At 72.3% G+C, this 9062-nt stretch carries 10 protein-coding genes; 2 read left to right on the top strand and 8 right to left on the bottom strand.

The features are described 5' to 3' along the window. Positions 1-119: 119 nt before the first annotated feature. Entirely contained in the window at positions 120-1145 is a 1026-nt protein-coding gene (locus tag HW445_RS10200) for an NADP-dependent oxidoreductase (RefSeq protein WP_180220708.1), read from the bottom strand. Positions 1146-1197: 52 nt separating this feature from the next. Between HW445_RS10200 and HW445_RS10205 the strand changes: the two genes are divergently transcribed. After that, positions 1198-2016: an EI24 domain-containing protein gene (locus HW445_RS10205; RefSeq protein ID WP_180220709.1), complete on the top strand. Its 819-nt coding sequence runs from the start codon at positions 1198-1200 to the stop codon at positions 2014-2016. A 115-nt stretch (positions 2017-2131) separates the two neighbouring features. Here the strand turns inward: HW445_RS10205 and HW445_RS10210 are convergent, their stop codons facing one another. Beyond that, a complete protein-coding gene (locus tag HW445_RS10210; protein WP_180220710.1) occupies positions 2132-3121 on the bottom strand; it encodes an aldose epimerase family protein in 990 nt (329 codons plus the stop codon). 10 nt (positions 3122-3131) lie between these two features. After that, positions 3132-4004 carry an SGNH/GDSL hydrolase family protein gene (locus HW445_RS10215; protein ID WP_180220711.1) on the bottom strand — a complete coding sequence of 291 codons (873 nt, stop codon included), beginning with the start codon at positions 4002-4004 and terminating at the stop codon, positions 3132-3134. Positions 4005-4334: 330 nt separating this feature from the next. Here HW445_RS10215 and HW445_RS10220 point away from each other — a divergent pair, with 330 nt between their 5' ends. Continuing rightward, positions 4335-4829, top strand: coding sequence for a DUF3145 domain-containing protein (locus HW445_RS10220; RefSeq protein WP_180220712.1), 495 nt, complete (start codon positions 4335-4337; stop codon positions 4827-4829). A 68-nt stretch (positions 4830-4897) separates the two neighbouring features. On the opposite strand, the gene HW445_RS10225 is transcribed toward HW445_RS10220, so the two are convergent. The 5 genes from HW445_RS10225 to HW445_RS10245 form a co-directional block, all read right to left on the bottom strand. Next, the gene (locus tag HW445_RS10225; RefSeq protein ID WP_151773059.1) at positions 4898-6172 is read right to left on the bottom strand and encodes a beta-ketoacyl synthase; all 1275 of its coding nucleotides are present in this window, start codon (positions 6170-6172) and stop codon (positions 4898-4900) included. A gap of 139 nt (positions 6173-6311) precedes the next feature. Continuing rightward, positions 6312-6560: an acyl carrier protein gene (locus HW445_RS10230; RefSeq protein ID WP_180220713.1), complete on the bottom strand. Its 249-nt coding sequence runs from the start codon at positions 6558-6560 to the stop codon at positions 6312-6314. Between the two features lie 90 nt (positions 6561-6650). Continuing rightward, entirely contained in the window at positions 6651-7682 is a 1032-nt protein-coding gene (locus tag HW445_RS10235; protein WP_180220714.1) for a ketoacyl-ACP synthase III, read from the bottom strand. Between the two features lie 24 nt (positions 7683-7706). Then, positions 7707-8618 carry an ACP S-malonyltransferase gene (locus HW445_RS10240; protein WP_180220715.1) on the bottom strand — a complete coding sequence of 304 codons (912 nt, stop codon included), beginning with the start codon at positions 8616-8618 and terminating at the stop codon, positions 7707-7709. A gap of 89 nt (positions 8619-8707) precedes the next feature. Next, a partial coding sequence (locus tag HW445_RS10245) for a CdaR family transcriptional regulator (RefSeq protein ID WP_180220716.1) occupies positions 8708-9062 on the bottom strand: 355 nt, incomplete at its 5' end.

A 9062-nucleotide genomic window follows, 5' to 3' on the forward strand; every position in this document is an offset into this window, starting at 1 on the left:
GCGGCCGGCCCCCACCGCCACCACCGCCTCACCCGGCCCCACCCCCACGCCGTCACCGACGTGCAAGCGGGTGCTGTGGTGGTGCGCCTAGGCGGGGCGGAGGCCGGGCGGGGGCGGTGTCAGACCTTGACGACCGCCTTGCCGACGTTGTCGCCGCGCAGCAGCATGCCGAGGAAGGCGTCCACGCCGTTCTCGATGCCCTCGGTCACCGTCTCGCGGTACTTGAGGTCACCGGAGCGGATCCACGCGCCGGCCTCCTCGGTGAACGCCGGGCGCAGGTCCTCGTGGTCGCCGACGAGGAAGCCCTCGATCCGGCCGCGGGTCTGGATCAGCCGGGGCAGGTTGCGCGGGCCCGGGACCGGCTCGGTCGCGTTGTACACGGCGATCATGCCGCAGACCGCGATCCGGCCGCCCAGGTTGAGCGAGCCGATCGCCGCCTCCAGGTGGTCGGCGCCCACGTTGTCGAAGTACACGTCGACGCCGTCCGGCGCGGCCTCGCGGAGCTGCTCGCTCACCGGGCCGTCCTTGTAGTTGAAGGCCGCGTCGAAGCCGTACTCCTCGGTGAGCAGACGGACCTTCTCCGCGGAACCGGCCGAGCCGATCACCCGGGAGGCCCCCTTCAGCTTCGCCATCTGGCCCACCTGGGAGCCGACCGCGCCGGCGGCGCCCGAGACGAAGACGGCGTCCCCCTCCTTGAAGGCCGCCACCCGGAACAGGCCGGCGTAGGCGGTCAGGCCGGGCATGCCCAGCACGCCCAGGTAGGCGGAGAGCGGCACCGCGTCGGGGTCCACCTTGACGGCGTGACGCGCGTCGAGCGAGGCGTAGTCGCGCCAGCCGAGCATGTGCACGACGTAGTCGCCGACCTGGAGGTCGGGGGAGTTCGAGGCGACGACCTCCCCCACGGCGTGGCCCTGCATCGGCTTGTCCAGCTCGAACGGGGCGACGTAGGACTTGGCGTCCGACATCCTGCCCCTCATGTACGGATCGACCGAGAAGTAGTGGTTGCGGACGAGGACGCGGCCGTCCTTCAGCTCGGGCAGCTCACTCTCCACCAGGGCGAAGTCGTCGGGCTTCGGCTCGCCGACCGGACGGCTCCTCAGGTGCCAGGCGCGGCTCTGTGCAGGAACTTCATGTGTGTGGGACATGGGTTCCATGGTGCCCGCTCGGCCGCCGGGACGCACCGCTAGAGTTCCCGTCATGCGTGATCTCGGGGTCGGATTCGGTTACTTGTTCAAGGGCCAGCGCTGGGTGGCCCGGCACGGCAGGCAGTACGGCTTCGGCCTCATACCCGGGTTGATCACCCTGGTGCTCTACCTGGGCGTGCTCGCCGCGCTCTTCGTCTGGGGGCCGGAACTGGTCACCTGGGCGACGCCGTTCGCCGACGACTGGTCGGACGGCTGGGCGAGCACGGTGCGCGCGGTGTTCACCGTGCTGCTCTACGCGCTGTCGCTGCTGGCGATGGTGCTCACCTTCACCGCGATGACCCTGCTGATAGGGCAGCCGTTCTACGAGGCCCTCTCCGAGCGGGTCGACCGTGACGTGTCGCCCGACGGCACGGCCGCCGTCTCCGACCTGCCGCTGCTGCGCGAGCTGTGGATCTCCGGCCGCGACAGCCTGCGGGTGGTGATACGGGCGGCCCTGTGGGGCCTGCTGCTGTTCCTCCTCGGGCTCATCCCGGTGGTGGGGCAGACGGTGGTGCCGGTGATCGGGTTCTTCGTCACCGGGTTCTTCCTCACCGAGGAGCTGACGGCGGTCGCCCTGCAGCGGCGCGGCGTCGACCTGCGCAAGCGGCTGGAACTGCTGCGGTCGCGGAAGCTGCTGGTGTGGGGGTTCGGGACGCCGCTGGCGGTGGCGTTCCTGGTGCCGTTCGTGGCGGTGCTGCTGATGCCGGGGGTCGTGGCGGGGGCGACGCTGATGACCCGCGACCTCCTCGGCGAGGAGACGCGGGGCAACGGGGACAGGGGCACGGGCGCCGGAACGGGCACGGGTACGACCACGGACCGCGCCACCGCCTGACCGCGCGCCCCTGACCGCGCGCCTCCGACCGCGCGCCTCTGACGGGGGCCTCTGACGGGGGGCGCCCCCGCCCGACGGGGCGCGCCCCCGCCCGACCGGGCGGCGGAGGGCCGCCCTACCGCGTGGCGAAGCCGTACACCGTGCGGGAACGGAACGTCTCGCCCGGGCGCAGCACCGTGGAGGGGAAGTCGGGGCGGTTGGGGGAGTCGGGGTAGTGCTGGGTCTCCAGGGCGACCCCGTCCCCGGGGGCGAACGGGCCCTGGAGGAAGTCCCCGGTGTAGACCTGGATCCCCGGCTCCGTCGTCGCCACCGTCAGGACCCGCCCGGTGGACTCCTCCCACATCTCGCCCACCCGCTCGGCCTGGGCGGTGACGCCCTTGTCGAGGACGAAGTTGTGGTCGTAGCCCTCACCGGTGGGCCGCCCGTCCTCCTCCCGGAAGTCGAACCGGGTGCCCGCGACCTCCGCGGGAGCGCCCACGGGGATGTTGGCGTCGTCCACCGGCGTGTACCGGGAGGCATCCAGCCGCAGACGGTGCCCCCGCGCCGTGCCCGAACCGGCGCCCGCCAGGTTCCAGTAGCTGTGGTTGGTCAGGTTCACCACCGTCGGCGCGTCCGTCACCGCCTCGTACGTCAGCGACAGCGAGCCGTCCTCCTCCAGCGCGTACACCGCGGACACGTCCAGCCGGCCCGGGAAGTTCGCCTCACCCGCCGGGCTCACCCGCGACAGCCGCAGCGCGTGGTCCCCGTCCGGCTCGACCTGCCAGATCCGCTTGTCGTAGCCCTCGTCGCCGCCGTGCAGGCAGTTCCGCCCGTCGTTGCGGGGCAGTTCGTACGCGACGCCGTCCAGGGTGAAGCGGGCGCCGCCGATCCGGTTGGCGTACCGGCCGATCAGCGCGCCGTAGAACGGGCCGGTGAACTTCAGGTACCCGTCGAGCTCGTCGAAGCCCAGCACCACGTCGGCCGTACGCCCGTCACGGTCCGGCGTCTCCACGGACTGGACGATGCCGCCGTACGACAGGATGCGCGCCCGCACCCCGGCCCGTTCCAGGGTCCACCGGTGTACCGAGGCGCCGTCGGGAAGGGCGCCGAAGAGTTCGCTTCTCATGATCGCCACCCTAGGCCGTGACCGCGCGGTAGGCGATGTCGGCCAGCTTCGTCTGGCCGTCCACGCTGGGGTGGAACAGGTCCCACCGGCTGAGCTGCGGCACACCGAACCGGTACGCGTACACCGCCCCGCCGTCCGTCCGGCACCGCCGGTCCGCCGCGCACACCTCGGCCATCGCCTCGTTGTACTCCTCCACGCGGTCCCTGACCTTCTTCCGGCGCTCCACGGCCTTGCGGTCCATGGCCCCAGCTTCCCCCAGCATCGTCGGGCAGATGCCCAGTTTCCAGATCTCGCGGCCCATCGGCGTCTCCTGGCCGACCTCCCACAGCCGCTTCAGGTCGGGCACCGACGCCACGTACACCTGCGACTCGGGCGACCGCTGACGCAGCGTCCGCAGCGCCGCCTCGAACTCCTCACGGAACGTGCCGACCGGCGTCATCGACCGCACCGACCCGCGGCAGGCGTCGTTGGCGCCGACCAGGACCGTCACCAGCTCGGGCCGGCGGGCCGCCGCCTGCCGCATCTGGGCCTCCAGGTCGGACACCCGGGCGCCGGTCTCGGCGAAGTTCCAGCTCCGCGTGGCCGTCCGCGAACGGCCCAGCAGCCGGGACGCCAGGCTGTCCACCTCGGGTGAGTCCCCCGTCGCCCAGGACACGCTCGGGCAGTCCGAGAGGACCTGGCAGGAGTCGAACCCCGTCGTGATCGAGTCGCCGACCGCGGCCACCGAGTCGGGCGAGCGGTCCCAGGAGGACGGCGGGGGAGCCGCCGACGGAGGCGGCGCGGCGCCGTCCTGGCCGCCGCAGCCGGACGACGCCGCCAGGGCGGCGCAGAGCGCGGCCACGACGACGGCGCGCCACGGCCGGGGACGGCGGGAGGTCGGCATGCCCAGCACTCCTTCGGAAGTCACGGGCAGGGGCCCATGGTCGGCGCGAACGGGGGCACAGGTGCCGATGTGCCCCTCGACATGAGAACGCGCGGGAGTTCCCGTCGCCGCCCCGTTGTGACCTTGCCGACCCGTACAAGCGTCCCACCGGGTGAATGGCGGCGTTTCGCCGCCGTGGGACCGACGGTACGTCACACTCCGCGCCTTCCGGCACGGTAGCCTCGCTCCGTGGCTCCCCCGACACGCCGTCAGACCGCTGCCCGGGAACTCAGGAGCCGCATCCGTCCGTTCCGTCCGTGGCAAGCGCGCCGCTCTGGGGAGGTCCTCTCGGTGACGACACGTGGGGTTCTGTACGTGCACTCCGCTCCACGCGCGCTGTGCCCGCACGTCGAGTGGGCGGTCGCCGGAGTGCTCGGCGCCCGCGTGAACCTGGACTGGATCCGGCAGCCCGCCGCGCCCGGCACCTGGCGCTCCGAGCTGTCCTGGCAGGGCAAGGCCGGCACGGCCTCCAAGCTGGCGTCCGCGCTGCGGGGCTGGCAGATGCTGCGGTTCGAGGTGACCTCGGAGCCGTGCGCCGGAGCCGAGGGCGAGCGGTACAGCTGCACGCCCGGGCTGGGCATCTTCCACGCCGTCACGGGCATCCACGGCGACATCATGATCCCCGAGGACCGGCTGCGCGCCGCCCTGGCCCGCGCCCACAAGGGCGAGACGGAACTCGAGGCCGAACTGGCGAAGCTGCTGGGCAAGCCGTGGGACGACGAGCTGGAGCCCTTCCGCCACGCCGGCGAGGGCGCCCCCGTCCGCTGGCTCCACCAGGTCGTCTGAGCCGACCGGACAGCACACGGCAGAGGGCCCCCGCCGAGGCGGGGGCCCTCTGCCGTGCCGAGGAGACCTCAGATCGTCCGGAAGGCCAGCACCACGTTGTGGCCGCCGAAGCCGAACGAGTCGTTGAGCGCGGCGATCCGGCCGTCGACCGGCAGCTTGCGCGCCTCGTCGCGGACCACGTCGGCGAGCCCGGCCGCCGCCGGGTCCAGCTCCTTGATGTTGATGGTGGGCGGCGCCACCCGGTTGTACAGCGCCAGCACCGTGGCCACCGACTCGACACCGCCGGCTCCGCCGAGCAGGTGACCCGTCATCGACTTGGTGCCCGAGACGGCGATGTGGTCGGCGTCGTCGCCGAACACCGCGCGCAGGCCCTTGAGCTCGGCGATGTCACCCGCCGGGGTGGAGGTGGCGTGCGCGTTGACGTGGACCAGCTCGGCCGGGTCCAGGTCGGTGCTCTCCAGCAGGTTGCGCAGCGCGGCCTGGATGCCACGGCCCTCCGGCTCGGGCTGCACGATGTCGTGGCTGTCGGCGGAGATGCCCTGGCCGACCGCCTCCGCGTAGACACGGGCGCCACGCGCGGCGGCGTGCTCGGCGGACTCCAGGACCAGGACACCGGCGCCCTCGCCCATCACGAAGCCGTCGCGGTCCGTGTCGTAAGGACGCGAGGCGCCCTCGGGGTCGTCGTTGTTCTTGGACATCGCCATCATGTTGGCGAACGCGGCGATCGGCAGCGGGTGGATCGCCGCCTCCGTGCCGCCCGCGACGACCACGTCGGCGCGGCCGCTGCGGATCATCTCGATGGCGTAGCCGATGGCCTCCGCGCCCGAGGCGCAGGCGGAGACCGGCGTGTGGACGCCGGCACGGGCGTTCACGGCCAGACCCACGTTGGCCGAGGGGCTGTTGGGCATCAGCATGGGCACGGTGTGCGGGGAGACGCGGCGGACGCCCTTCTCCTTCAGCACGTCGTACTGGCCCAGCAGGGTGGTCACCCCGCCGATGCCGGAGGCGATGACGGCGCCCAGGCGCTCGGGCTCGACGGCCGCGCCCTCCTCGCCCGCCTTGCCGGTGTAACCGGCGTCGGCCCACGCCTCCTGGGCGGCGACCAGCGCGAACTGCGCCGAACGGTCCAGCCGGCGGGCCTGCGGACGGGGGATCACCTCGGTCGGCTCCACCGCGATCTGCGCGGCGATGCGGACGGACTGCTCGGCGGCCCACTCCTGGGTGAGCGGGCCGACACCGGAACGTCCGGCGACCAGGCCCTCCCAGGTAGAGGCCACGTCGCCACCCAGCGGTGTGGTTGCGCCGATACCGGTGACGACCACGGTGCGATTGGTCGGGCTCACGGGAACACTTCTCCAACGAGGTAGGAACAACGGCGCCACCGCACTGCCGCCGCAGCGGGTGCCTCTGCCGGGGAGGCGAGGCACCCCCCGCGGAGACGCTGCCGGGTGGCGGGGCCCAGCATCAGGGGCTGAGGGACGCTCAGCTCTGGTGCTTGAGGATGTAGTCGGCGGCGTCGCCCACCGTCTTGAGCGTCTTGACGTCCTCGTCCGGGATCTTCACGTCGAAGCGCTCCTCGGCGGCGACGACGACCTCGACCATGGACAGGGAGTCGACGTCCAGGTCGTCGGTGAAGGACTTGTCCAGCTGGACGTCCTCGGTGGGAATGCCGGCGATCTCGTTCACGATCTCGCCGAGACCCGCGACGATCTCTTCCTGCGTGGCGGCCATGTCGGGCGCTCCTTCGTAGAGGTATTTCTGAGGGTGTGGCGCTCTGTGTCCACATGTCCGTGCCGGACCCGATCGTCCGGCACGGAACGCCTAGGGGAGGGTAACGACCGTCGCGGCGTAGGCCAGGCCGGCACCGAAACCGATGACCAGGGCCAAGTCGCCGCTCTTCGCCTCGCCGGTCTCCATCAGCCGTTCCATGGCCAGCGGGATGGAGGCGGCCGAGGTGTTGCCGGTGGTGCGGACGTCCCGCGCGACGGTGACCGTCTCGGGCAGCTTGAGCGTCTTGAACAGCGAATCGATGATCCGCTCGTTGGCCTGGTGCGGGATGAACACGTCCAGCTCGTCCGGGGCGATGCCGGCCGCGTCCAGCGCCTGCTGGGCGACCTTGGCCATCTCGAAGACCGCCCAGCGGAAGACCGTCTGGCCCTCCTGCGTGATGGCGGGGAACTTCACCCGGCCGGCCGAGTCCAGCGGAAGCTCGTCGAGGTCGCCGACGCGGAAGCGGTTCCAGGAGACCGTCTGCTTGATCACGGAGGACTTGTCGCCCTCGGAGCCCCAGACCGTGGGGCCGATGCCCGGCTCGTCGGACGGGCCGACCACCACGGCGCCCGCGCCGTCGCCGAAGAGGAACGCGGTGGCCCGGTCCTCCAGGTCCGTCAGGTCGGACAGGCGCTCCACGCCGATCACGACCACGTACTCGGCGGAACCCTCCACGACCATGCCCTTGGCCAGCGTCAGCGCGTAGCCGAAGCCCGCGCAGCCGGCCGAGATGTCGAAGGCGGCGGCCCTGTCCGTCCCCAGCTTCGCGGCGATCTCGGTCGCCACGGCCGGCGTCTGCTCGAAGTGCGACACCGTCGAGACCACGACCGCGCCGACCTGCTCGGCGGCGATCCCGGCGGCGGCCAGCGCCTTGCCGGCCGCCTCCAGGGACATCGCCGAGACCGTCTCCTCGTCGTTCGCCCAGTGGCGGGTCTGGATGCCCGAGCGCGAGCGGATCCACTCGTCGGAGGAGTCGATCGTCTCGAGGATCACCTCGTTGGGCACGATCCGCGCGGGACGGTAACCGCCCACGCCCAGAATACGCGCGTACGGGGCGCCCTTGCTGGGCTTGATCTTCGACATGTTCGGTCGGCTCCTTCTGGGGCGTCAGGCGTGGTCGGCGATGAGCGCGCGGGCCGCGTCGAGGTGGTCGGGCGTCTTGAGGGCGAGCGTCTTGACGCCCGGCAGCGCGCGCTTGGCGATGCCCGTGAGGGTGCCGCCCGGGCACACCTCGACGAGCGCGGTCACGCCGAGCTCCTTGAAGGTCTCCATGCACAGGTCCCAGCGGACCGGGTTGGCGACCTGGCCGACCAGACGCTCCAGCACCTCGGCGCCGGAGGAGACCCGCGCGCCGTCCCGGTTGGAGACGTAGTCGATCTTCGGGTCGGCCGGCGCGAGGGCCTTGGCGGCCTCGGCGAGCCGGTCGACCGCGGGAGCCATGTGGTGCGTGTGGAACGCGCCGGCCACCTGGAGCGGCACCACGCGGCGCACGCCCTCGGGCATGTCCGCGACCAGCGCCTCGATCTGCTCGGCCGTGCCGGCCGCCACGATCTGGCCGGCGCCGTTCATGTTGGCCGGGGTCAGGCCCAGCTTCTCCAGGTGCGGGACCGTCACCTCCGGGTCGCCGCCGAGCAGCGCCGCCATGCCCGTCCGGGTGACGGCGGCCGCCTCGGCCATCGCCAGGCCACGGGTACGGACCAGCGACAGCGCGGCGGATTCCTCCAGCACGCCGGCGAAGACGGCGGCGGTGATCTCGCCGACACTGTGACCGGCCACGGCGACCGGAGCGACGTCGCCGAGCGCGGACGCGGACAGCAGACCGGCCGCGACCAGCAGCGGCTGCGCCACCGCGGTGTCACGGATGGCGTCCGCGTCGGCCTCGGTCCCGTAGTGGACGAGGTCGAGCCCGATCGCGTCGGACCACGCGGCGAGGCGGTCGGCGGCGCCGGGGAGTTCGAGCCAGGGAGTCAGGAAGCCGGGCGTCTGGGCGCCCTGGCCGGGAGCGACGAGTACGAGCACTCTCACACTCTCTCTTGGAGACGGCGACGGCCGCCCGTGGGGACAGGGACGAAGAACAGGAGGGCTAATTGTAGGACCTGGACAAAGGCTCAGCCGGGGTGATCGCCATCCTGGAGACGTCCCAGGACCAGCGCCACCCTCAGGGCGAACGCGGACCGGACGTCGGACGGCGACCACCCGGTGACGTCGGTCACACGTCGGAGCCGGTAGCGCACGGTGTTGGGGTGGACGAAGAGCATGCGCGCCGCGCCCTCCAGGCTGCTCGCCTGCTCCAGGTAGACGCTGAGCGTCTCCAGCAGCGCGGAGCCCGCCTCCTCCAGCGGTCTGTAGATCTCCTCCACCAGTTGCTCGCGCGCCATGGGATCGCCGGCGATCGCGCGCTCCGGCAGCAGGTCGTCCGCCAGCACCGGACGCGGGGCGTCCGGCCAGGCGGCGCAGGCCTTG

Source organism: Streptomyces sp. UH6, from assembly GCF_013421635.1.
Lineage (GTDB): Bacteria > Actinomycetota > Actinomycetes > Streptomycetales > Streptomycetaceae > Streptomyces > Streptomyces abyssomicinicus.